We start from the raw sequence: 23,961 nt of genomic DNA, 5'->3' as shown, positions 1-23,961 counted from the left end.
GGTGGCTGTCTCGTCGGTTTAGAGCTTGATGTAGAGCTGCCGCCGGTCCATCCCGGCCGCGACGGCCCAGCAGGCCAGCATGAAGCAGAGCGCGAACAGCAGCGAGCCGGGCTTGTCGCCCGCCCAGGACTGGAAGCCGTGCGCATAGAGCTGCTCGAACAGCGGGCGGCCCTGCAGCGGCAGCAGCCACAGCAGACTCATCGCCACCTCGGCCAGCAGGTAGATGAAGAGCGTGTTCCGGCCGAACACCTCGAAGAAGGCGCAGCCGCGGCGCCAGCCGCGCAGGTCGACGGCCCACACCAGCAGGCCTAGCAGGCACAGGTCGATGCCCACGGTGCACAGCACATAGGAGCCGGTCCAGAGTTTTTTGTTGATGGGCAGCACGCCATGCCAGGCCAGCGCCAGCGCGATCGCCAGCAGGCCCGCCATCAGCAGCTTGGCGATGCTCTCGTAGCCGGGGCCGCAGCGCCGCACCAAGCCCGCCGCGGCATGGCCGGCCAGCACATGCACCACCGCGGGCAGGGTGCCCAGCAGGCCCTCGGGGTCGAAGGCCAGGCCCTCGCCCCGGTAGAGGTGGGCCTCGCCCAGCAGCCACAGGTCCAGCTTGCGCGCGGCATTGCCGGCCAGGCTCAGATCGCCCCATTGCGCCAACACCCACCAGCACAGCAGCAGCGCAGCGCCGCTGTAGATAAGCGCGGCGCGCGCACGGCCGTAGTGCAGCAGCAATGCGGCGATGGCATAGGCCAGGGCGATGCGCTGCAGCACGCCGAGGATGCGCGTGCCGGCGAGCGGCAGCAGGGCGAGCCCGCCATCGGGGCCGACGCGCACGAAGGGGAACCAGGAGAGCAGATAGCCGCACAAAAAGATCAGCGCGCTGCGCCTGCACAGCTTCACCAGCAGCGCCGCCTCGCCCAGGCGCTCGTAGCGCGGCAGGGTGAAGCTGAGCGCGGCACCGACCACGAACAGAAAGGTCGGGAACACCACGTCGGTGAGGGTCAGGCCATGCCAGGGCGCATGCAGCAGCGGGCCGTAGGAGAGCGCCTCGCTGATCGACATATTGACGACGATCATCAGCGCCATCGTGGCGCCGCGCAGCACGTCGAGCGCACGCGCGCGCTGCGCCTCAGCCATGCGAGGCCACGACGTCGGCCGAGAACACATAGCCGGCGCCGCGCACCGTCTTGATCAGGTGCGGCTGCTTGCCATCGTCCTGCAGGCGCAGGCGCAGGCGGCTGATCTGCACGTCCAGCGAGCGGTCCAGCGGGCCGATGTCGCGGCCGCGCGTGTATTCGGCCAGCACATTGCGGTCGAGGATCTCGCCGGGATGCTCGACAAAGCATTTCAGCAGCTGGAAGTCCAGCCCGGTCAGCGCCACCTCCGTGCCCTGGCGATCGGTCACGCGGCGCTCCAGCAGGTCGAGGGTGAAGGCATCGAAGCGGCGGTAGCGCGCCGCCGCGCGCAGCTCCTGGCCGCAACGGCGCAGGATCGCCTTGATGCGGGCCAGCAGCTCGCGTGGGCTGTAGGGCTTGGCGATGTAGTCGTCGGCACCCAGCTCCAGGCCGACCACGCGGTCGGTCTCGTCGGCGCTGGCGGTCAGCATGATGATGGGCAGGTCGGAGCGCGCGCGCACCATGCGGCACAGCGCGAAGCCATCGGTGTCGGGCAGCATCACGTCCATGATGGCCATCGAGAGCTCCTCGGCATGGCGCTGGTACTCGGCCAGAAAACCGGCACCATCCGGCGCCGCCACCACCTCGTAGTGGTTCTTCTCCAGATAGGCCTTCAGCAGCAGCCGGGTGCGGAGATCGGCGTCGACGATCAGGATCTTGCGTGCCATCGGGAGCCTCGCTGCCTCAGGCCAGCCGCTGACCGGTGCCGCGGTCGAACAGATGCGAGGCACCGGCCTGCCACTGCAGGCGCAGGGGGTCGCCGATGCGCTGGCTCAGGCGGCCGGGCACTCTGGCGGTCAGGCAGCCGATCGCGGTGTCGACCATGGCGTAGGTCTCGGGGCCGGTGGGCTCCAGCATGCGCAGCGTGCCGGGCAGGCCGCCATCTTCGGTGGCGTCCGGCGCGATCGCCAGGTCCTCGGGGCGCAGGCCGTAGCTGAGCGCCCGGTGCGGGCTGTCGCGCAGCGCCTGGGCCTGCGCGGCGCTCAGCGGCAGGGCCACGCCCTGGGCGCTCAGGCCGGCGGCGCTGGCCTGGGCATCGATGAAGTTCATCGCCGGCGAGCCGACGAATTCGGCCACGAAGCGGTTCGCCGGCCGGCCGTAGATCTCGTCGGGCGTGCCGAATTGCTGCACCAGCCCGTCCCGCATCACCGCGATGCGGTCGCCCAGGGTCATGGCCTCGACCTGGTCGTGCGTGACATAGACGGTGGTGGTGCGGGTGCGCTGGTGCAGCAGCTTGATCTCGGCGCGCATCTCCACGCGCAGCTTGGCGTCGAGGTTGGAGAGCGGCTCGTCGAACAGGAACAGCGCCGGCTGGCGCGCCAGCGCACGGCCCATCGCGACGCGCTGGCGCTGGCCGCCCGAGAGCTGGCCGGGTTTGCGGTCCAGCAGGTGCTCGATCTGCAGCATGGCGCTGACGCGCGCCACCGCGGCCGCGCGCTCGGCCTTGGGCACCTTGCGCATCTCCAGGCCGAAGGCGATGTTCTGCGCCACGTTCATGTTCGGGTAGAGCGCATAGCTCTGGAACACCATGGCGATGTCGCGCTCGCGGCTGGGCGCGTGGGTGACCTCGCGCGCGCCGATATGGATGCTGCCGCTGCTGGGCTGCTCCAGGCCGGCGATCATGTTCAGCAGGGTGCTCTTGCCGCAGCCCGAGGGCCCCACCAGGATGAGGAATTCGCCGGGCTCGATCTCGATGTCGATGCCCTTGAGGATCTCGTTGCTGCCATAGGTCTTGCGGACCTGCCTGATGCTCAGTGCACCCATTGCTGCCTATCCCTTCACGGCGCCGGCGGTGAGCCCGCGCACAAAATACTTGCCGGCCAGCGCGTAGACGAGCAGGGTGGGCAGGCCGGCGATCATGGCGGCGGCCATGTCGACGTTGTATTCCTTCACCGAACTCGAGGTGTTGGCCAGGTTGTTGAGCCCCACGGTGATGGGCTTGCTGTCGGCACCCGAGAACACCACGCCGTAGAGGAAGTCGTTCCAGATATTGGTGAACTGCCAGATCAGCGTCACCACCAGGATGGGCGCGGAGAGCGGCAGCACGATGCGGCGGAAGATCTGCCAGAACGAGGCCCCGTCCAGGGTGGCGGCCTTGATCAGCTCGTCGGGCAGGCCGGCGTAGTAGTTGCGGAAGAACAGCGTGGTGGAGGGGATGCCGGCCAGCACATGCACCAGGATCAGCCCCCATACCGAGCTGGCCAGGCCCAGCCAGCCCAGCACCTGGCTCATCGGCAGCAACACCACCTGCATGGGCATGAAGACGCCAAACAGCATCAGCGCGAACAGCAGCTCGCTGCCGCGGAAGCGCCATTTGCTCAGCACATAGCCGTTCAGCGCGCCCAGTGCGGTGGAGATGCCGACGGCGGGCAGCACCATCAGCAGCGAGTTGAGGAAGAAGGGCTTGAGCCCGCCGCAGTCGGTGCCGGTGCAGGCCGCCGACCAGGCGGTGGCCCAGGCCTGCAGGCTGGGGCTGGCGGGCAGGGCCAGCAGGCTGCTGTTGCGGATCTCGTCCATGCTCTTCAGCGAGGCGCTCAGCATCACATAGAGCGGCGCCAGGAAGAACAGCGCGAACAACAGCAAAGCGCCCAGCAGCAGCAGGCGGGCGGGCGAAAGGCGCGGCCGGGCCATCATCGACGCGCCCCGCGCAACTCGGAGTAGAGGTAGGGCACGACGATGGCCGCCACGGTGGCCAGCATGATGGTGGCGCTGGCCGCGCCCAGGCCGATCTGGCCGCGCGAGAAGGCCATCGTGTACATGAAGGTGGCGGGCAGGTCGGTGGCATAGCCGGGGCCGCCGGCGGTGAGCGCCATCACCAGGTCGAAGCTCTTGATCGCCAGATGGCTCACCACCATCAGGGTGGAGAAGAACACCGGCCGCAGGCTGGGGATGATGATGCGCCAGTAGATGCGCGGCAGGCTGGCGCCGTCCACCTGGGCGGCCTTGATGATGCTGTCGTCGATGCCGCGCAGGCCGGCCAGGAACAGCGCCATCACGAAGCCCGCGCTCTGCCAGATGCCGGCGATGACGACGCAGTAGATCGCCATGTCGGGGTCCACCAGCCAGCCGAAGCTGAAGTCGGCGAAGCCCCATTCCTGCACCAGATGCTCCAGGCCCAGGCCCGGATTGAGTATCCATTTCCAGGCCGTGCCGGTGACGATGAAGCTGAGCGCCATCGGGTAGAGGTAGATGGTGCGCAGCAGGCCCTCCAGGCGGATCTTCTGGTCCAGCAGGATCGCCAGCAGCAGGCCCAGCGCCATGCCGCCGCCCACGAACAGGCCGCCGAAGATGCCCAGATTGCGCAGCGCCACCCACCAGCGCTCCGACTCGAACAGCGCCTCGTACTGCGCCAGCCCGGCGAACTCGTAGTTGGGCAGCATGCGCGAGGCCGACAGCGAGAGCACCCCGTTCCAGGCCATCAGGCCATAGATGAACAGCAGCGAGAGCACGAAGGAGGGCGCAATCACCAGCTTGGGCAACCACAGGGTGCGAGCGCGGCTTGGCATGGCGGCTGGGCTTACTTGCTGCGGGCGGCGGCGGCGAGCTTCTTCATGGCATCGCGGGCGCTCAGCCGGTCGCTGTTCCAGTACTGGCTGATGGCGTCCTTGATGGCGCCCTCGGCCGCGCTCGGCACCGCCATGCCATGGGCGATCGAGGGCAGCAGGGTGCCGGCCTTGGCGCTGCTGGCGAAGTCCTGCGCCGAGGTCTTGGCGCAGTCATCGAAGCGGTCCATCTTCATGCCCAGGCGCGCCGGGATCGAGCCCTTGTTGAGGTTGAAGAGCTCCTGGAACTCGGGCGCCATGATGGCGGCGGCGAGGTCTTTCTGCGCGCGGCTGTTGGCCTCGTTCTTGAGCTTGAACATCGCGAAGGAGTCGATGTTGTAGCTGAAGGACTTGGCGCTGCCGGGCGCGGCCACACAGAGGAAATCCTTGCCCGGCTGCTTGCCGGCCGCGACGAACTCGCCCTTGGCCCAGTCGCCCATGATCTGCATCGCCGCCTCGCCCTTGATCACCATCGCGGTGGCGAGGTTCCAGTCGCGCCCCGGGGCGTTCTTGTCGGTATAGGGCTTGAGGCGCTTGAAGGTGGCGAGCGCGCGCTCCATGGTGTCGCTCGTCAGGCTGCTCTGGTCCAGCTGCACCAGCGCCTTGGCGTAGAAATCGGCGCCGCCCACGCCCAGCACCACCGCCTCGAACAGGGTCAGGTCTTGCCAGTTCTGACCGCCATGCGCCAGCGGCGTGATGCCCAGCTTCCTGAGCGCGTCGGCGGCGCTGAAGAAATCGTCCCAGCTGAGCGGCGGCTTGAGCCCGGCACGCTTGAAGACATCGGCATTGATCCAGAGCCAGTTGACGCGGTGCACGTTCACCGGCACCGCGACATAGCTGCCGCGGTATTTCATCTGCTCGCTCACCACCTTGGGCAGCAGCTCGTCCCATTTGTCGGCGCGCGCCACCGCGTCGATCGAGGCCAGCACGCCCTCGCGGGCCCAGTCCTGGATCGAGGGGCCCTTGATCTGCGCCGCGGCGGGCGCATTGCCCGAGACCACGCGCGACTTCAGCACTGTCATGGCGGAGTCGCCGCCGCCGCCCGCAACCGCGAAGTCCTTCCAGCTGTGACCCTTGGCCTGCAGGCTGGCCTTGAGCGCCTGCGCGGCCTTGGCCTCGCCACCGCTGGTCCACCAGTGCAGCACCTCGACCTCGCCGGCGGTGGCCAGTTGGGCCGCTAGGCTCAGGCTCAGGGCCGTGAGCAGCGGGGCCACAGCAGCGATGGGGCGGCGGCCCGGGGCGCGCGGATGCGTCATGTCGTCTTGTCTCCGGTACGGCCCGTCGTGGGCTCGGTCCGGTAAGTTTAACGAAACATTAACGCTTGGCGAGAAAGTACTAACCCTTGCTTGCCAGCGGCAGGCGCACCCGCGCCAGCAGGCCATGGGGCTGGGTCGGGCTCAGGCTGACGCTGCCGGCATGGCGCTCGACGATCTCGCGCACGATCGCTAGGCCGAGGCCGCAGCCGCTGCCGTCGTGGGTGGCGCGCACGAAGCGCTCGAACACATGCTCGAGCTCCTCGGACGCGATGCCGGGGCCGTTGTCTTCCACCTCCAGCACCAGCTGGCCGGCGCTGCCATGGCAGCGCACCGTCACGCTGGCGCCGCGGCCGGCATAGCGGATCGCGTTGTCGATCAGGTTGGCGAGCGCCTCGCGCAGCAGCAGGGCGATGCCCAGCACCGGCATGGGCGCGCTCGCACCCTCGGGATCCGGCTCGTCAAAACCCAGGTCTATGCCGGCATGCAGGGCCTTGGGCACCAGCTCGGCGGTGACCTCGCGCGCCAGCTTCAGCATGTCCACCGGCACGCGGTCCTGGCGCACCGCCGATTCGGGCTCGGCACGCGCCAGCGTCAGCAGCTGGTTCACCAGATGGGCGCTGCGCGCCGCGCCCTCGTGCACCAGCTTGAGCCGCGCGGTCAGCAGCGGATCGCTTACGTCGCGCAACGCCAGCTCGGCCTGGCTCTTGAGGCCGGCCAGCGGCGTGCGCAGCTGGTGGGCCGCATCGGAGATGAAGCGCTTCTGCGCCACCACGTTGTGGCTGACCTCGCCCAGCAAGGTGTTGATGGCCTGCGCCAGCGAGCGCACCTCGGGCGGTGCGGCGTCCAGCTTGATGGGGGCCAGATCGTTGGCGGCGCGCCCCTCCACCTGGCGCTGCAGCAGGGCCAGTGGCGCCAGGCCGGCGCGGATGCCGGCCCAGACGATCATGGTCATCAGCACGATCAGGCCGGAGAGCGGCAGCACCGTGTCGAGCAGGATCTGGCGCGCCAGCTCCTCGCGGTTGGCGCTGGAGCGCGCCACCTGCACCAGCATGGTCTGCGGCGTGCCGCCGTCCTCGCCATAGTTGAGGTAGAGCGCCACCATGCGCACGCGAGCGCTGCGCGCCGGCTCGCCGTCGCTGCCGGGCTCGCGCAGCACGCCGTCGTAGAAATAGGGCTCGCCCAGCGCCGGCGCGGCGAGCGCCGGCACCGGCGGCAGGTTCTGGTTGCCGAGGATGAACTGGCCCGGAGGGGTGCTGACGGTGTAGAGCACGCGGTCGCTGGGGTCGGCCTCGAGGATGTCCTGGGCGGCGCGCGGGAAGTCGATCAGCAGGCCGTTGCCCTGGGGCTTGACCTGGCGGGCCAGCGCGCGCGAGGCCTGCGAGAGGCTGGCATCGATGGCGGCATTGGCATAGCGCGCCGCCAGGTTGTAGGTGAACAGCGCGGCCGCCAGCCACAGGATGATCTGCGGCAGCAGCAGCCACACGAACAGCTGGCGATGCAGCGAGCGCGCCCCCGGCACGGCCGTGAACCAATGCGGGCGGCGGCCGGCGGGATGGTTCATGCCGCGGCGGCCTCGTTCTCGAGCAGGTAGCCCAGGCCGCGCACCGTGCGTATCGCCAGGCCGGACTGCTCGAGCTTGCGGCGTAGGCGATGGATATAGACCTCGATCGAGCCGGTGCCGCTGTTGTCCGAGCCGTCCTGCGCCCAGGCCTGGGTGATCTGCTCCTTGGTGACGACATGGTCGCGCTGTGACAGCAGCAGATCCAGCAGCATCGCCTCACGCGGGCTCAGCTCCAGCGGCTCGCCGCGCACCGAGGCGCGGCGCGTGTCGCGGTCGAACACCAGGTCACCCAGCGCGGCGCTGGCGGTGGGCGGGCGGCCGCGCCGCATCAGCGCATGCAGGCGCGCCTCCAGTTCGGGGAAGTCGAAGGGCTTGGTCAGGTAGTCGTCGGCGCCGGCGTTCAGCCCGGCCACGCGGTCGTCCAGGCTGTCCAGCGCGGTCAGCACCAGCACCGGCAGTTGGCGGCGCGCCGCGCGCAGCCGCTTCAGCACCGTCAGCCCGTCCACCATGGGCAGGCCGAGGTCGAGGATGGCGACGTTGAAGTTCTGCTTCAGCAGCAGGTACTCGGCCACCGCGCCATTGGGTGCGTGCTCCACCACAAAGCCGGCACGGCGCAACTGGGCCGAGAGTGCATCGGCCAGGATGGCATCGTCTTCGGCGAGCAGTAGGTTCATTTGTGAGGGCATGGGCAATCGTGGCCTGTGGCGCAAACCGCACTCTAAGGGTTAACGTTCTATTAACAGTGTTATGGATTCATTAAGAATTGACAGCGCCGAACCTTAACGACAGTTAACACGTTCCAGTGTAGCCCGGCCGCACTGACCCAGAGCCTTGTTCAAAACGAGCCACAGGAGACAGTCCATGAAGACCCACGCCAAGCAGCCGGCCCAGCGCCGCTGCGCCACCCCTCCGCAAGTCCTCCCGATCGCCGCGGCCTGCGCGGGCGCGGTGCTGTTGATGGGGGCGGCGCATGCGCAGCAGGCCCCGCAGCAACTGGAGACGGTGGTGGTGACGGGCATACGCTCGGCCATCGAGAGCTCGATCTCGGTCAAGCGCAATGCCGATTCGATCGTCGAAGCGGTCACCGCCGAGGACCTGGGCAAGCTGCCCGATCTGAGCATTGCCGAATCGCTGGCGCGCCTGCCGGGCCTGGCGGCCCAGCGCGTGAACGGCAATGCGCAGGTGCTGTCGATCCGCGGCATGTCGCCCAAGTACGGCGTGACCCTGCTGAACGGCCGCGAGATGGTCAGCTCGGGCTCGGACCGCTCGGTCGAGTTCGACCAGTTTCCCGCCGAGCTAATGGGGGGCGCCACCGTCTACAAGACGCCCGACGCGGCGCTGGGTGCGCAAGGCCTGTCGGGCACGGTCAATATGCAGTCGATCCGGCCGCTGAACTTCCGCGGCCGCCAGGGCAACCTGAATGCGCGCATGGAGAAGAACTCCAACGGCGAGCAGATCCCCGGCCTGAGCAGCCAGGGCAAGCGCCTGAGCGCCAGCTATGTCGACCAGTTTGCCGACCGCACCATCGGCGTCGCGCTGGGCTATGCGCACTTGGACAGCCCAGAGCAGCAGCAGCATTACGCCAACTGGTGGTGGGCCAATACCGCCAACACCAAGTCCTACCCGCCCGACTGGTGCGGCGGCGACTGCGGCCTCAAGGGCGTGGACCGCGACGCCGTCTCGCTGCAGGGTTTCGAGGCCACCGCCTTCTCCACCAACCAGGTGCGCAACGGCCTGATGGGCGTGTTCGAGTACAAGCCCAACGAGCAGCTGCACACCGTGCTGGATCTGTACTACTCCAACTTCAGCAAGAAGTTCGTCGGGCGCGAGTTCCAGGGCGAGATGAACACCTGGAACGGCGTCACCTACCACGGCACCAGCTACGAGAACTTCGGCGGCGAGAAGGTCACGGTGGGGGGCGCGATCGACAACATCGCCGGCAAGCTGCTCTCGCGCCGCAACCAGCGCGACGACACCATCAAGGCGATCGGCCTGAACAACGAGCTCAAGCTGGGCGGCTGGACCACCGTGGCCGACCTGAGCTACTCCAAGGCCGACCGCGACGAGACCACCGCCGAGATGTATGCGGGCTCCAGCCTGCCCTCGGGTTTCACCAGCACGGCCATCTCGATGACCGGCTTCTCGCAGTTCGTGCCCAGCATCAACTGGGCCGATCCGGCGGTGATGAGCTTGCAGCAGTTCTGGGGCCAGATGGGCGCGGCGCGCCACTTCAAGGTCAGCGATGAACTCAAGAGCCTGCGCCTCTCGGCCAAGCGCGAACTCGACTGGGGCGCGGTGCACCAGTTCGAGGGCGGCTTCAACTACAGCGAGCGCAGCAAGGACTATCGCGCCGTCAAGGAGGCCTACGACCTCAAGACCGGCAAGACCAATCTGGCCTTTCCGAACGGCATCCTGATGGCGCCGGCCACGCTGGGCTTCGGCAGCATTCCCGCGGTGGCCAATTTCGACGTGCAGGCGCTGCTGGACACCGGCCTGTTCAGCGCGCGCGCCGACGACCTCAGCAGCGCGCCCAATCGCGAGTGGGGCGTGCGCGAGAAGGTCAGCACCGCGTTTGGCAAGTTCAGCCTCGAGTTCAATGCCGGCGTGCCGGTGCGCGGCAATATCGGCCTGCAGGTCGTGCATGCCAAGCAGGAAGGGCATGGCCTGGCCTGGATCGACAACAGCACCCAGCCAGTGAGCGGCGGCAAGAGCTATACCGATGTGCTGCCCAGCCTGAACCTGGCAGCCGACCTGGGCAGCAACACCATGCTGCGCTTCGGCGCCGCCCGCGTGCTGGCGCGCCCGAACATGGAAGACATGCGCGCCGGCGTCACCAACATCAGCCGTGCCACCACCGGCAAGGGCGAATGGTCGGCCAGCGGCGGCAACCCCACGCTGGACCCCTGGCGCGCCGACGCGGTGGACCTGGCGCTGGAGAAGTACTACGGCAAGCGCAGCTACATCTCGCTGGCCGGCTTCTACAAGGAGCTGAAGACCACCGTCTACAAGCAGGACATCCTGGGCTATGACTTCTCGGGCTATCCCGACCCGCTCAAGGGCGATCCGCGCTACCCGATCCTGACCTATACCGGCAAGCTCAACGCCATGGCCAACGGCGATGGCGGCTATGTGCGCGGCACCGAGTTCAGCGCCGCCATCGACGGCGCCAAGCTCAGCCCCATGCTGGATGGCTTCGGCGCGATCCTGTCGGCCTCCTTCACCAAGAGCAGCATCCACCAGAACAACGACCTCAGCAATCCGCTCGAGGGGCTCTCGGGCACGGTGGCGAGCTGGGTGCTTTACTACGAGAAGAGCGGCCTGCAGGCGCGCGTGGCGCAGCGCTATCGCTCGCGCTATATGGCGGCGGTGCGCAATGCCTGGGGCGATACCTCCTACACCACCATCGAACCCGAGCACATCACCGATCTGCAGCTGGGCTATGGCTGGGACAGCGGGCCGCTGAAGGGGGTGTCGGTGCTGTTCCAGGTCAACAACGTCACCAACGAGGCCTACCGCACCATGATGACGGTGTCGGACAACAGCGGCACCGTGCCCAATCTGCTCTACCCGGGCACCTACGAGAAGTACGGCCGCCAGTACCTGCTGGGCGTGAACTACAAGTTCTAAGTTGAAACACGCGCTCACACCCTGGCTGGCCGCGGCCACGCTGCTGTGCGCCGGGGCCGCTGGCGCGGCGCCGGCCTGGCCTGCGGCCGGCAGCCCCTTCCAGCGGCTGCCGGCCGACGAGGCCCGCATCGCCCGCATCGTCGCCGGCATGAGCCTGGCGCAGAAGGTCGGGCAGATGACCCAGCCCGAGATCCGCCACATCACACCCGACGAGGTGCGGCGCTTCTACATCGGCTCGGTGCTCAACGGCGGCGGCTCCTGGCCCGGCAACAACAAGTACGCCAGCGTGGCGGACTGGTTGCGGCTGGCGCAGGCCTATCACGAGGCCTCGATGCAGACCGACATGGCGGTGCCGGTGCCGGTGATCTGGGGCACCGACGCGGTCCATGGCCACAACAATGTGTTCGGCGCGACCCTGTTCCCGCACAACATCGGGCTGGGCGCCACGCGCGACGCCGGCCTGCTGAGGGAGATCGGCCGGGCCACCGCGCGTGCGGTGCGCGCCACCGGCATCCAGTGGACCTTTGCGCCCACGCTGGCGGTGGTGCGCGACGACCGCTGGGGCCGCACGTACGAGAGCTATGCCGAAGACCCGGCCGTGGTGGCGCGGCTGGGCGGCGCCTATGTGCGCGGGCTGCAGCACGGGCTCGGCAGCGACGCCGCCATCCTGGCCACCGCCAAGCATTTCATCGGCGACGGTGGCACCGCCCAGGGCAAGGACCAGGGCGTCAACGAGGCCGGCCAGGCCGAGATGCTGGCCATCCATGCGCAGGGTTATTACGCCGCGCTCGCGGCCGGCGCGCAGACCGTGATGGCCTCCTTCAACAGCTGGCACGATCGCGCCGCCGGCCAGGACTACGGCAAGCTGCATGGCAGCCAGGCGCTGCTGAGCGGCGTGCTGAAGCAGCAGATGGGCTTCGACGGCTTCATCGTCTCCGACTGGAACGGCATCGCGCAGCTGCCCGGCTGCAGCAATGCCAGCTGCCCCCAGGCCATCAACGCCGGCATCGACATGGTGATGGTGCCCGAGGACTGGCAGGCCTTCATCGCCAACACCGTGGCCCAGGTGCAGCGCGGCGAGATCCCGCTGGCGCGCATCGACGATGCCGTCACGCGCATCCTGCGCGTCAAGCTGCGTGCCGGCCTGTTCGGCCAGGCGCCCCAGGATGGCCGTTATGCCGGCCGCGCCGAGGCCCTGCAGGCACGCGCCCTGGCGCGGCGCGCGGTGCGCGAATCGCTGGTGCTGCTGAAGAACGATGGCGGTGTGCTGCCGCTGGCGCGCCAGCGCCGCGTGCTGGTGGTGGGGCGCGCGGCCGACAGCCTGGAACAGCAGACCGGCGGCTGGACGCTGAGCTGGCAGGGCACCGGCAACCGCAACAGCGACTTCCCGGCGGGCGAGACGGTGCTGGCCGGCCTGCGCGCGGCGCTGGGCGAGGCGCGCGTGGTCTACAGCCCCGATGGCGCGGGCGTGAACCCGGCCGAGTTCGACGCCGTCGTCGCGGTGCTGGGCGAGACGCCTTATGCCGAGGGCAATGGCGACATCCCGCCCTCGGGCACGCTGCGCCACAGCGCCCGCCACCCCGAGGAGCTGCGCCTGCTGCAAGGCCTTGCGGGCCGGGGGCGGCCGGTGATCACGGTGTTCCTGTCCGGCCGGCCGCTCTACGTCAACGATCTGCTGAACCTCTCCGATGCCTTTGTCGCCGCCTGGCTGCCCGGCAGCGAGGGCGGCGGCATTGCCGATCTGCTGCTGCGCCGCGCGGACGGCCGGGTCGGCCATGACTTCAAGGGCCGCTTGCCCTTCTCATGGCCGCGCGGCGCCTGCCAGACCCCGCTCAATGCGGGGGACGGCGACCAGCCGCTGTTCGCGCTGGGCCATGGCCTGAGCTATGCGCGGCCGGCCCGGCTCGGCCAGCTGGCGCTCGATGCGCCGGCCAGCGGCGGTTGCGGTGCGCGCACCGAGATGGCGATCTTCGAGCGCGTCGCGCAGGCGCCCTACGAGCTGCTGGCCATCAGCCCGGGCCAGCGCTGGCCCACCCGCAAGCTCAGCGACGATCTCAACGGCACCGAGGAAATCCCGGCCGGCCGGCCCGAGCTGCTGGTCAGCACGGTGCAGATCAACACCCAGCAGGACGCCAAGCTGCTGCGCTGGCAGGGCCCGGCGCGGCTGGTGGCCTGGTCGGCCCAGCCGGCGCTGCTGAGCGCCTACCCGGACGCCGCGCTGCTGTTCGACCTCCGGCTCGCGCAGGCGCCGAGCGGCGCGGTGGGCCTGGGCATGGATTGCGGCGCGGGCTGCGGGGGCAAGTTCGGCCAGTTCGACCTGCGCCCGCTGCTGCGGCCGCTGGCGGTGGGCGATCGCCTCAGCCTGAAGATTCCGCTCGCCTGTTTCGCCGCCCTGGGGGTGGTGCTGGACCGCGTCGAGCAACCCTTCGTGCTCAGCGCCGACGCACCCTTTGCCGCCGCCATCGCCCATATCCGCGTGCAGGCCGGCGCCGCCAGGCATGCCGACGCGCTGCGCTGCGAGCAACTCCAGCCCCTTCTGCCATGACAGACTCCTTGCCCCACATCCGTCGCAGCGACTTCCCGGCCGATTTCGTCTGGGGTTGCTCCACCTCCTCCTACCAGATCGAAGGCGCGGCCACGGAGGACGGCCGTGGCGAATCGATCTGGGACCGCTTCTGTGCCGGCGCGGGCCATATCCGCGACGGCTCCAGCGGCGCGGTGGCCTGCGACCATTACCACCGCTGGCCGGAGGACCTGGACCTGGCGCGCAGCCTGGGCGTGAATGCCTACCGCTTCTCGATCGCCTGGCCGCGCATCCTGCCGCAGGGCCGCGGCGCGGTGAACCAGCGCGGGCTGGACTTCTATTCACGCCTGGTGGACGGCATGCTGGAGCGCGGCCTGCAGCCCTGGGCCACGCTCTACCACTGGGACCTGCCCCAGGCCCTGCAGGAGCAGGGCGGCTGGCAGCAGCGTGCCTGCGTGGACGCCTTTCTCGAATACACCGAGCTCGTGACGCGCGCGCTGGGCGATCGCGTCAAGCACTGGATCACCCACAACGAGCCCTGGTGCAGCGCCTTTCTGGGCCACCATGAGGGCAACCATGCGCCGGGCATCCGCGACTACGCGGCCGCGCTGCAGGTCTGCCACCACCTGCTGCTCTCGCATGGCCTGGCCCTGCCGGTGATACGCCGCAACGCGCCCGGCGCCCAGGCCGGCATCACGCTGAGCCTGCACCCGATCGAAGCGGCCAGCCACAGCGCCGCCGATGCCGCCGCGCGCCTGCGCCACGACGGCTCGCGCAACCGCTGGTTCCTCGACCCCCTGCACGGCCGCGGCTACCCTTCGGACATCTGGGCCCTGCTGGGCGCGCAGGCGCCCCAGGTGCTGGACGGCGACCTGGCGGCGATCGCCACGCCCACCGACTTCCTGGGCGTGAACTACTACTTCCCCGAGGTGGTGGAGGACGCGCCCGGCAGCGGCCCGATCGCCACGCGCGTGGTGGAGCCGGCCGGCGTGGAACGCACCGCCTTCGGCTGGCAGGTCTCGCCCGAGGGCATGGTGACGCTGCTGAACCGCATCCAGCGCGACTACGGCCCGTCGCGCGTCTACCTGACCGAGAACGGCTCCACCTACGAGGACCAGCCGCTGCCCGACGGCAGCGTGCTCGACATCGAACGCCGCCGCTATCTGGCGCGCCATCTCGAGGCGGCCTGGCAGGCGCGCGCCCAGGGCGTGCCGCTGCAGGGTTATTTCGCCTGGAGCCTGCTCGACAACTTCGAATGGGCCGAGGGCTATCTGCGCCGCTTCGGCCTCACCTATGTGGATTACCCGACGCAGCGCCGCACGCTCAAGGCCAGCGGCCTCTGGTACCGTGACTTTCTCAAGTCCTGAGATGCGAAGGCAAGACATGACCCCATCCCGCATGCTGATCACCACCATGGCCGCCGCGCTGGTGCTGGCGCTGCCCGGCGGCAGCCGGGCGCAGCCGGCGCCCCTGAAGGCCGAGGTGATCCACTGGTGGACCGCCGGCGGCGAGTCGGCCGCGGTCAAGACCCTGGCGGATGCCTACCGTGCCGCCGGCGGCACCTGGGTGGACACCGCGATCGCGCTGGGCGAGCAGGCGCGCGCGGTGGCGATCAACCGCATCGTCGGCGGCAACCCGCCCACCGCGGCCCAGTTCAACACCTCCAAGCAGTTCCTCGACGTGGTGGAGCAGGGCCTGCTCAACAACGTCGACGCGGTGGCGCAGCGCGACGGCTGGGACAAGTTCCTGCCCGAGACCGTGCTCAACGTCATCCGCGTCAAGGGCCATTACTACGCCGCGCCGGTGGACATCCACATGCCCGCCTGGATCTGGACCTCCAAGGCGGCGTTCAAGAAGGCCGGCATTGCCGCCGACCCGCGCAGCATGGACGAACTGTTCGCCGCGCTCGACAAGCTCCGCGCGGCGGGCCTGGTGCCGCTGGCCCATGGCGGCCAGACCTGGCAGGACAACATCGTCTTCACCGCGGTGCTGGCCAACCAGGGCGGGCGCGAGCTCTACCTCAAGGTGCTGCGCGACCGCGACCCCAAGGCCATCCTGGGCGAGCCCTTCAAGCAGGTGCTGCTGAGCTTCAAGCGCCTGCAGGGCTATGTGGACAAGGGCTCGCCGGGGCGCAACTGGAACGATGCCACCGCGATGCTGATCAGCGGCAAGGCGGGCGTGCAGTTCATGGGCGATTGGGCCAAGGGCGAGTTCGCGCTGGCGCGGCAGGAGCCGGGGCGCGACTATGGCTGCATCGCCGGCTTCGGCCCCGCCTCGCCCTACATCATCCAGGGCGATGTGTTCGTCTTCCCCAAGACCGACAAGCCCGATGCGCTGAAGGCCCAGCAGCTGCTGGCCAGCGTGATCACCGCGCCGGCCGCGCAGGTGGCCTTCAGCCAGCGCAAAGGCTCGATCCCGATCCGCACCGATGTCGATGCCAGCAAGCTCGACGCCTGCGCCCAGCAGGGCCTGGCCATCATGAAGGACAAGAGCCGCCAGCTCGGCAATGGTGAGGTCTATCTGAGCCCCGACCAGAACGGCGCGCTGAGCGATGTGCTGACGGCCTACTGGAACCGCAACATTCCGGTCGAGAAGGTGCAGAAGGACATCCTGGCGGCGCTGCGGGAGGGCGGATGAAGCGGCGCCGCTGGGGCATGGCCTGGCTGGCGCTGCTGCCGATGGCGCTGACCGTGCTGCTGGCCTACCTGGGCACGACGCTGTGGACGCTGCGCGTCTCGCTGAGCAGCTCGCGCACCTTTCCGCGCGATGACTTCGTCGGCCTGGCCCAGTACCAGCGCCTGTTCGAGAACGAGCGCTGGCTGCAGTCGCTGGGCAATCTGGCGGTCTACGGCCTGCTGTTCATGCTGGCCTGCCTGGTGATCGGCTTTGCGCTGGCGGTCTTCATCGACCAGAAGGTGCGCGGCGAGGGCCTGCTGCGCACCGCCTTCCTCTACCCCTATGCGATGAGCTTCGTCGCCACCGGCCTGGTCTGGCAATGGGTGCTCAACCCCGGCGCGGGCCTGCAGCCGGCGCTGCAGCAGCTGGGCTGGAGCGACTTCACCTTCGACTGGATCATCGACCAGGACAAGGTCATCTACACGGTGGTGATCGCCAGCGTCTGGCAGGCCGCGGGCCTGGTGATGGCGATGCTGCTGGCCGGGCTGCGCGGCATCGACGAGGACATCTGGAAGGCCGCGCGCATGGACGGCATCCCGGCCTGGCGCGTCTACCTGAGCATCGTGCTGCCGATGCTGGCGCCGACCCTGGCCACCGTGTTCGTGCTGCTGTCGACGGCGGTGGTGAAGGTGTTCGACGCGGTGGTGGCGATGACTCAGGGCGGCCCCGGCACCGCCAGCGACGTGCCGGCCAAGTTCATCATGGACCATCTGTTCGGCCGCGCCAATATCGCGCTGGCCTCGGCCGGCGCCATCGTGCTGCTGCTCACTGTGGTGGTGCTGGTGGCGCCGCTGCTCTATGCGCGCAGCCGTGCGCGGGCCCGGGAGGGCGCATGAGGCTCGCCAGCAAACGCCGCCGCATGAATATCGGCCGCCTGGGCATCTATGCCTTCCTGCTGAGCGCCGCGCTGTTCTTCCTGGCGCCGCTCTACATCATGATCGTCACCTCGCTGAAAAGCATGGACGAGATCCGGCTGGGCCAGCTGTTCGGCTGGCCGATGGCGCTGACGCTGGAGCCCTGGCGCGCCGCCTGGAGCGAGGCCTGCACCGGCGTGGCCTGCGAGGGCGTCAGCGCCGGCTTCTGGAACTCGGTGCTGATCACCGTGCCCAGCACCGTGCTGCCCATCCTGGTGGGGGCGGTGAACGGCTATGCGCTGAGCTTCTGGCGGCCGCGCGGCGCCAATGCGCTGTTCGGCCTGCTGATGCTGGGCGCCTTCATCCCGGTGCAGGTGATGATCTATCCGCTCGTGAAGATGCTGGCCGCGGTGGCGCTCTACAGCTCGCTGCCCGGCATCGTGCTGGTGCACCTGATCTTCAGCATGCCGGTGATGACGCTGCTGTTCCGCAACTACTACGCGGGCATCCCGGCCGAGCTGTTCAAGGCCGCGCGCATCGACGGTGGCGGCTTCTGGCGCATCTTCTTCCAGCTGATGCTGCCGATGTCGCCGCCCATCATCATCGTCGCCACCATCATGCAGGTGACGGGGGTGTGGAACGACTACATCCTGGGCCTGGTGTTCGCCGGCCGCGACAACCTGCCGATGACCGTGCAGCTCAACAACGTCATCAACACCACCACCGGCGAGCGGCTCTACAACCTCAATATGGCGGCCACCATCCTGACCTCGCTGGTGCCGCTGCTGGTCTATTTCGCCTCCGGGCGCTGGTTTGTGCGCGGCATTGCGGCCGGCGCGGTGAAGGGATGAAGGCATGAGTGCCGTGAAGGTCAGCGATCTAGACATCTCATTCGGCAGCCATGCGGTGATCCAGGGCTTGAACCTGGCGGTGCAGGAGGGCGAGTTCCTGGTGCTGCTGGGGCCCTCGGGCTGCGGCAAGTCCACCCTGCTGCACAGCATTGCCGGCCTCATCGAGGTGAGCGGCGGCCGCATCGAGATCGGCGGCGCCGAAATGACCGAGGCCGAGCCCAGCGAGCGCGGCATCGGCATGGTGTTCCAGTCCTACGCCCTCTATCCGACCATGACGGTGGAGCGCAATATGTCCTTCGGCCCGCGCGTGGCCGGCGTGCCCAAGGCCGAGATCGCGCGCCGCGTGCAGCGCGCCGCGCAGATGCTGCAGCTGGAGCCGCTGCTGCAGCGCAAGCCGGCCCAGCTCTCCGGCGGGCAGCGCCAGCGCGTGGCGATCGGGCGTGCGCTGGTGCGCGAGGCGGCGGTGCTGCTGTTCGACGAGCCGCTCTCCAACCTCGATGCCAAGCTGCGCGCCGAGCTGCGCCGCGAGCTCAAGCTGCTGCACCAGCAGCTCGGCGCCACCATGATTTACGTCACCCACGACCAGGTGGAGGCCATGACCCTGGCCAGCCGCATCGTGGTGATGAAGGGCGGCGTGATCCAGCAGGTGGGCGCGCCGGGCGAGGTCTACGAGCGGCCGGCCAATCTCTTCGTGGCGGGCTTTCTGGGCGCGCCGGGCATGAACTTCGTGCCGGCCCAGCTGAGCTGCAAGCCGGGTGCGCCGGTGCGCCTGCTCCAGCCCTTCGAGCTGGACCTGGGCGGCTATGAATTCCTGGCCGCGCCGATGCATGGCCAGGCGGTGGTGGCCGGCATCCGGCCCGAGCATGTGCTGCTGCGCCAGGGCGGCGCCTTCAGCGGCCAGGTCGAGCTGGTCGAGCCGATGGGCAACCACCAGGTGGTGTGGATTGCCAGCGCCGGCCACAGCCTGGCCGCGCTGGTGCACGAGGCCCTGGTGCTGCGCGCCGGCCAGGTCGTCGAGTTCGACCTCGACGCCAGCCGCCTGTCGCTGTTCGATGCCGGCAGCGAGCAACGCCTCTGATGGGAGTCAGGACATGACTGCTGTTGCCCCCCTGCGCCGCATCGTCATCGTCGGTGGCGGCACCGCCGGCTGGATGAGCGCCGCGGCGCTCGCCAAGCTGCTGGGCCAGCCCTACGAGCTGCGCCTGGTCGAGTCCGACGAGATCGGCATCATCGGCGTGGGCGAGGCCACCATCCCGCATATCCGCGCCTTCAACGAGGCCCTGGGCATCGACGAGGACGAGTTCCTGCGCGCCACCCAGGGCAGCTTCAAGCTGGGCATCGAGTTCGTCGACTGGGGCGCGCGCGGCGAGCGCTATATCCACGGTTTCGGCAAGGTGGGCCGCGAACTCGGCGCCGTGCCCTTTCACCATTACTGGCTGCGCCTGCGGCGCGAGGGCAGGGCGGGCGAGCTGGGCGACTATTCGATCAACACCGCGGCACCGCGCGAATGCAAGTTCCTGCGGCCGCGGCCCGACATGGCCGAGTCGCCGCTGGCCGACATCGGCTATGCCTATCACTTCGATGCCAGCCTGTACGCGCGCTTCCTGCGCCACCATGCCGAGCAGCGCGGCGTGCAGCGCATCGAGGGCCGCATCGAGCAGGTGCTGCGCCACGCGGACGATGGCCGCATCAAGGGCCTGCGCCTCGCCAGCGGCGAGCTGGTGGAGGGCGACTTCTTCATCGACTGCTCAGGCATGCGCGCGCTGCTGATCGAGCAGACCCTGAAGGCCGGCTACGAGGACTGGTCGCATTGGCTGCCCTGCGACCGCGCGCTGGCCGTGCCCAGCGCCGCGGCGCCGCCGCTGCTGCCCTACACGCGCTCGACCGCGCACGCGGCCGGCTGGCAATGGCGCATCCCCTTGCAGCACCGCGTCGGCAACGGCCATGTGTTCAGCAGCCGCTTCATCGGCGAGGACGAGGCCCGCAGCACCCTGCTGGCCCAGCTGGACGGTGCGCCGCTGGCCGAGCCGCGCCTGGTCAAGTTCCTGACCGGCCGACGCAAGGAGTTCTGGAAGCTCAACTGCGTGGCCGTGGGCCTGGCCAGCGGCTTCATGGAGCCGCTCGAGTCCACCAGCATCCACCTGATCCAGTCGGCGGTGACGCGGCTGATCCAGTTCTTCCCGCATGCCGGGCTGGAGGCGGTGGAGATAGCCGAATACAACCGCCAGACCCAGTTCGAGTACGAGCGCATCCGCGACTTCATCATCCTGCACTACAAGGCCAGCGCGCGCGAGGACAGCGAGTTCTGGCGTTATTGCCGCCATATGCAGGTGCCCGAGACGCTGCGCCACAAGATCGAGCTGTTCCGTGCCAACGGCCGCCTGTTCCGCGAGGGCACCGAGCTCTTCACCGAGATGAGCTGGCTGCAGGTGATGGTGGGCCAGGGCCTGCTGCCGGCCGGCTATCACCCCTTTGTCGACCAGCGTCCGCTCGCCGAGGTGCAGGCCATGGTCGACGACACGCGCAGCGTGATCCAGCGCTGCGTGGCCGTGATGCCCGGCCACGCCGAGTTCATTGCCGCGCATTGCGCGGCCACCCATCCCGATGAGAGCCATTGAATGAGAAGACCTGTCGCTGCCACGATTGCCTTGCTTTGCGCCGGCCTGCTGACCGCCTGCGGTACCGGTGCGCCGCCCGGCCCGGCCGCGGGCGCCGCGGTGCAGGCCTGGATCACCACCGGCGACCAGAGCCGGCTGCTGGCGCGTGCGCCGGATCTGGCCTTCGGCAGCCAGCCGGCGCAGGCGCTGGACATCGTCGTCGACGCCGGCCAGCGCTACCAGACCATGGTGGGCTTCGGCGCCTCGATCACCGATGCCTCGGCCTGGCTGATCCAGCAGCGCATGAGCGCCGGCCAGCGCCAGGCCCTGCTGGAGGAACTGTTCGGCCGCGGGCCGCAGGGCCTGGGCTTCGACTTCGCGCGCCTGACCATCGGCGCCTCCGACTTCTCGCGCCAGCACTATTCCTTCGACGACATGCCGCGCGGCCAGACCGACCCCGGCCTGGCGCGCTTCTCGATCGAGCCGAACCGCGCCGAGCTGCTGCCGGTGCTGAAGGCGGCGCGCGCCATCAATCCGCAGCTGCAGGTGATGGCCTCGCCCTGGAGCGCGCCGGGCTGGATGAAGACCAGCGACAGCCTGATCCAGGGCGCGCTCAAGCCCGAGATGTATGGCGTGTTCGCCGAGTACCTGCTGCGCTATGTGCAGGCCTATGCGGCCGAGGGCGTGCCGATCTTTGCGCTCACCCTGCAGAACGAGCCGCACTTCGAGCCGCCCGACTATCCCGGCATGCGCCTGGACCCGGCGGCGCGTGCGGCGCTGATCGGCCAGCATCTGGGTCCGCTGCTGCAAAGCCACGGCCTCAAGACCCAGCTGTTCGACTGGGACCACAACTGGGACGAGCCGCAATCACCGCTGGCGATGCTGGGCGATGCGCAGGCGCGCGGCTTTGTGCAGGGCGTGGCCTGGCATTGCTATGCCGGGGATGTGGCGGCGCAGGGCCGGGTGCATGATGCCTATCCCGACAAGGAGGTCTGGTTCACCGAATGCTCGGGCGGCGAATGGGCGCCGCGCTTCGACGAATCGCTGCCCTGGTTGACGCGCAACCTCATCATCGGCGCCACCCGCCATTGGGCGCGCGGCGTGCTGATGTGGAATCTGGCGCTGGACGAGAACCATGGCCCGCACCTGGGCGGCTGCAAGGATTGCCGCGGCGTCGTCACCATCGACTCGAAGACCGGGGCGGTGACGCGCAATATCGAGTACTACGCCTTCGGCCACGCGAGCCGCTTCGTGCGCCAGGGCGCGCAGCGCATTGCCTCCAGCAGTGGCATGGACGGGCTCGACAGCGTGGCCTTCCGCCATGCCGACGATGGCCGCGAGGTGCTGATCGTCTGCAACTCGGCGGCGCAGCCGCGCCGCTTCTCGGTCACCGCGCAGGGCCAGCGCTTTGCCTACGAACTGCCGGCGTCCAGCGTGGCCACCTTTGTCTGGCAGGCGCCGCGCTAGGTGGCACCGCCGCGGCTTACTCGGCCTGGCCGTCGACCGGCTTCTTGATGCGCACCGCGGCGCGCTTCTTGGGCGCCTCAGCGCTGGCGGCCTCGGCCACCACGTCGGCGGCGCTGGGCTTGGCTTCGGCGGCGGTCTCTTCCTCGGCCTTGATGACGCGCGTGTAGGGCGTCAGGATCTGCACCATCTGGCCGTAGATCTTGGGGCTGCCGGCGACGATCTCGCGCTGGTGCAGGAAGTCCGACTCGCCGGTGAAGTTGCCCACCAGGCCACCGGCCTCGGTGATGATGAGCGAACCCGCGGCCACGTCCCAGGGGTTCAGGCCGGTCTCGAAGAAGGCGTCGTAATAGCCGGCGGCCACATAGCAGAGGTCCAGGGCGGCGGCACCCGGGCGGCGCAGGCCGGCGCACTGGGTCATGACGTCCTCGAACATCTTCATATAGCGCTTGAAGTTGTCGCCACGGCGGAAGGGGAAGCCGGTGCCGATCAACGCGTCGCCCATGCGGGTGCGCTTGGAGACGCGCAGGCGGCGGTCGTTCAGATAGGCGCCGCGGCCGCGCGTGGCGTAGAAGAGGTCGTTGCGGGTCGGGTCGTAGACGACCGCCTGCTGCACCACGCCGCGGTGCGCCAGCGCGATCGACACGCAATAGACCGGGAAGCCGTGGATGAAGTTGGTGGTGCCGTCCAGCGGGTCGATGATCCACTGGAACTCGGAATGCTTGGCGCCATGGGTGCGGCCGGATTCTTCGGCCAGGATGGCATGGTCGGGATAGGCCTGCAGCAGGGTTTCGATGATGACCTGCTCGGCCGCCTGGTCCACCTCGGTCACGAAGTCATTGGGCGACTTGGTGTTGATCTTGAGAATGTCGAGGTCCAGGGACGCGCGGTTGATGATGGAACCTGCTGCACGCGCGGCCTTGATGGCCACGTTGAGCATGGGATGGAGTGCGACTTGCTGCGTCATGCTGGAACCTGCAAGGGTGTAGGGGTGGACTGGCGAAGGAAAAGAGCGGTGGCGGGCAGGGTGCCCGCGGATAATCGCGCATTTTAGCCGAGCCTTGCATGTCTGCCAGCGTGGATTCCACACGATTTGTCCTGATTGAGACCAGCCACCCCGGCAATGTGGGCGCCGCCGCGCGGGCCATGAAGGTGATGGGCTTTGCCGAGCTGGTGCTGGTGCGGCCGCGTTTTGCCGACGTGCTGTGCCAGGAGGAGACCGTGGCCATGGCCAGCGGCGCCGCCGATATCCTGGCGCGCGCGCGCATCGTCGACACCGTCGCCGAGGCCCTGGACGGCGTGACCTTTGCCTGCGCCACCGCGATGACGCCGCGCGACTTCGGCCCGCCCACGCGCGAGCCGCGCGGCCTGTTCGCCGAGCTGGCCCAGCAGCAACAGCACAAGATCGGCCTGCTGTTCGGCTCCGAGCGCTACGGCATGAGCAACGAGGATGTGTACCGCTGCCATGCGGTGCTCTCCATCCCCACCCACCCCGACTACGGTTCGCTGAACCTGGCCCAGGCGGTGCAGCTGCTGGCCTACGATCTGCGCCAGGCCCTGGGCGGCTACCTGGTGGCGCCGCGCACGCCCGACCCGCAGCTGGCCGACGCGCAGGCGGTGCAGGGGCTGCTCACGCACCTGCAGCAGGCGCTGGAGGGCATCGGCTACCTGGACCCCGCCGCGCCCAAGAAGCTGATGCCGCGCCTCAACCAGCTCTTCAACCGCGCCCAGCTGACCGCTGAGGAAGTGCATATCTGGCGCGGCATCGCCCGCGCCATGCTGGCGAAGCAGCAGGCCGGCAAGGGTTGATATGTCTGGCTAAACTGGCCAGCCCTTTTGA

The 23,961-nt window shown here is 69.0% G+C and carries 19 protein-coding genes; 10 read left to right on the top strand and 9 right to left on the bottom strand.

All coding sequences use genetic code 11. The annotated features are described in order from the left end of the window. Positions 1-18: 18 nt before the first annotated feature. The 8 genes from AC3WQY_RS09085 to AC3WQY_RS09050 all read right to left on the bottom strand — a co-directional run bounded on the left by AC3WQY_RS09085 (position 19) and on the right by AC3WQY_RS09050 (position 8,202). Positions 19-1,131: an acyltransferase family protein gene (locus AC3WQY_RS09085; protein ID WP_492707620.1), complete on the bottom strand. Its 1,113-nt coding sequence runs from the start codon at positions 1,129-1,131 to the stop codon at positions 19-21. Continuing rightward, a complete protein-coding gene (locus tag AC3WQY_RS09080) occupies positions 1,124-1,837 on the bottom strand; it encodes a response regulator (protein ID WP_285232326.1) in 714 nt (237 codons plus the stop codon). Before AC3WQY_RS09080 ends, AC3WQY_RS09085 begins: the two co-directional genes overlap by 8 nt. 16 nt (positions 1,838-1,853) lie before the next feature. Further along, positions 1,854-2,933 (bottom strand): ABC transporter ATP-binding protein, encoded by a 1,080-nt coding sequence (locus AC3WQY_RS09075; protein ID WP_285232325.1) that lies wholly within the window; start codon positions 2,931-2,933, stop codon positions 1,854-1,856. 6 nt (positions 2,934-2,939) lie between these two features. Further along, positions 2,940-3,803 (bottom strand): carbohydrate ABC transporter permease, encoded by an 864-nt coding sequence (locus AC3WQY_RS09070; RefSeq protein ID WP_492707616.1) that lies wholly within the window; start codon positions 3,801-3,803, stop codon positions 2,940-2,942. Further along, a complete protein-coding gene (locus AC3WQY_RS09065; protein ID WP_492707612.1) occupies positions 3,800-4,675 on the bottom strand; it encodes a carbohydrate ABC transporter permease in 876 nt (291 codons plus the stop codon). The genes AC3WQY_RS09070 and AC3WQY_RS09065 overlap by 4 nt, the downstream gene beginning before the upstream one ends. A gap of 11 nt (positions 4,676-4,686) precedes the next feature. After that, positions 4,687-5,967 carry an ABC transporter substrate-binding protein gene (locus AC3WQY_RS09060; RefSeq protein ID WP_492707607.1) on the bottom strand — a complete coding sequence of 427 codons (1,281 nt, stop codon included), beginning with the start codon at positions 5,965-5,967 and terminating at the stop codon, positions 4,687-4,689. A 79-nt stretch (positions 5,968-6,046) separates the two neighbouring features. Then, a complete protein-coding gene (locus AC3WQY_RS09055; protein WP_492707605.1) occupies positions 6,047-7,528 on the bottom strand; it encodes a sensor histidine kinase in 1,482 nt (493 codons plus the stop codon). Further along, positions 7,525-8,202, bottom strand: coding sequence for a response regulator transcription factor (locus AC3WQY_RS09050; protein WP_285235657.1), 678 nt, complete (start codon positions 8,200-8,202; stop codon positions 7,525-7,527). Before AC3WQY_RS09050 ends, AC3WQY_RS09055 begins: the two co-directional genes overlap by 4 nt. A 187-nt stretch (positions 8,203-8,389) precedes the next feature. Between AC3WQY_RS09050 and AC3WQY_RS09045 the strand changes: the two genes are divergently transcribed. The 9 genes from AC3WQY_RS09045 to AC3WQY_RS09005 are packed head-to-tail and all read left to right on the top strand — an operon-like array spanning position 8,390 to position 22,124. Further along, positions 8,390-11,155 carry a TonB-dependent receptor gene (locus AC3WQY_RS09045; RefSeq protein WP_492707601.1) on the top strand — a complete coding sequence of 922 codons (2,766 nt, stop codon included), beginning with the start codon at positions 8,390-8,392 and terminating at the stop codon, positions 11,153-11,155. Position 11,156: 1 nt separating this feature from the next. Beyond that, positions 11,157-13,700 (top strand): glycoside hydrolase family 3 protein, encoded by a 2,544-nt coding sequence (locus AC3WQY_RS09040; RefSeq protein ID WP_492707599.1) that lies wholly within the window; start codon positions 11,157-11,159, stop codon positions 13,698-13,700. Beyond that, positions 13,697-15,046, top strand: coding sequence for a GH1 family beta-glucosidase (locus AC3WQY_RS09035; RefSeq protein WP_492707597.1), 1,350 nt, complete (start codon positions 13,697-13,699; stop codon positions 15,044-15,046). Before AC3WQY_RS09040 ends, AC3WQY_RS09035 begins: the two co-directional genes overlap by 4 nt. Before the next feature lie 16 nt (positions 15,047-15,062). Beyond that, positions 15,063-16,316 (top strand): ABC transporter substrate-binding protein, encoded by a 1,254-nt coding sequence (locus AC3WQY_RS09030; RefSeq protein ID WP_492707595.1) that lies wholly within the window; start codon positions 15,063-15,065, stop codon positions 16,314-16,316. Continuing rightward, complete coding sequence (locus tag AC3WQY_RS09025) at positions 16,313-17,191, top strand: carbohydrate ABC transporter permease (RefSeq protein ID WP_492707593.1); 879 nt, start codon at positions 16,313-16,315, stop codon at positions 17,189-17,191. Before AC3WQY_RS09030 ends, AC3WQY_RS09025 begins: the two co-directional genes overlap by 4 nt. Beyond that, positions 17,188-18,060, top strand: a complete 873-nt coding sequence (locus tag AC3WQY_RS09020) for a carbohydrate ABC transporter permease (protein ID WP_492707591.1) — start codon at positions 17,188-17,190, stop codon at positions 18,058-18,060. The genes AC3WQY_RS09025 and AC3WQY_RS09020 overlap by 4 nt, the downstream gene beginning before the upstream one ends. Before the next feature lie 4 nt (positions 18,061-18,064). Next, positions 18,065-19,138 carry an ABC transporter ATP-binding protein gene (locus tag AC3WQY_RS09015; RefSeq protein WP_492707589.1) on the top strand — a complete coding sequence of 358 codons (1,074 nt, stop codon included), beginning with the start codon at positions 18,065-18,067 and terminating at the stop codon, positions 19,136-19,138. Positions 19,139-19,151: 13 nt separating this feature from the next. Further along, positions 19,152-20,678, top strand: coding sequence for a tryptophan halogenase family protein (locus tag AC3WQY_RS09010; protein WP_492707587.1), 1,527 nt, complete (start codon positions 19,152-19,154; stop codon positions 20,676-20,678). Further along, complete coding sequence (locus tag AC3WQY_RS09005) at positions 20,679-22,124, top strand: glycoside hydrolase family 30 protein (protein WP_285232313.1); 1,446 nt, start codon at positions 20,679-20,681, stop codon at positions 22,122-22,124. Positions 22,125-22,140: 16 nt separating this feature from the next. On the opposite strand, the gene AC3WQY_RS09000 is transcribed toward AC3WQY_RS09005, so the two are convergent. Continuing rightward, the gene (locus AC3WQY_RS09000; protein ID WP_492707585.1) at positions 22,141-23,088 is read right to left on the bottom strand and encodes an inositol monophosphatase family protein; all 948 of its coding nucleotides are present in this window, start codon (positions 23,086-23,088) and stop codon (positions 22,141-22,143) included. A gap of 98 nt (positions 23,089-23,186) precedes the next feature. Between AC3WQY_RS09000 and AC3WQY_RS08995 the strand changes: the two genes are divergently transcribed. After that, entirely contained in the window at positions 23,187-23,930 is a 744-nt protein-coding gene (locus AC3WQY_RS08995) for an RNA methyltransferase (protein WP_285232311.1), read from the top strand. The last annotated feature ends 31 nt before the right edge of the window (positions 23,931-23,961 follow it).

Source organism: Roseateles sp. FW301-B2 (assembly GCF_058788955.1).
Note: the sequence above shows the minus strand (reverse complement) of the source record. Positions and strands in the feature narration are given on the sequence as shown.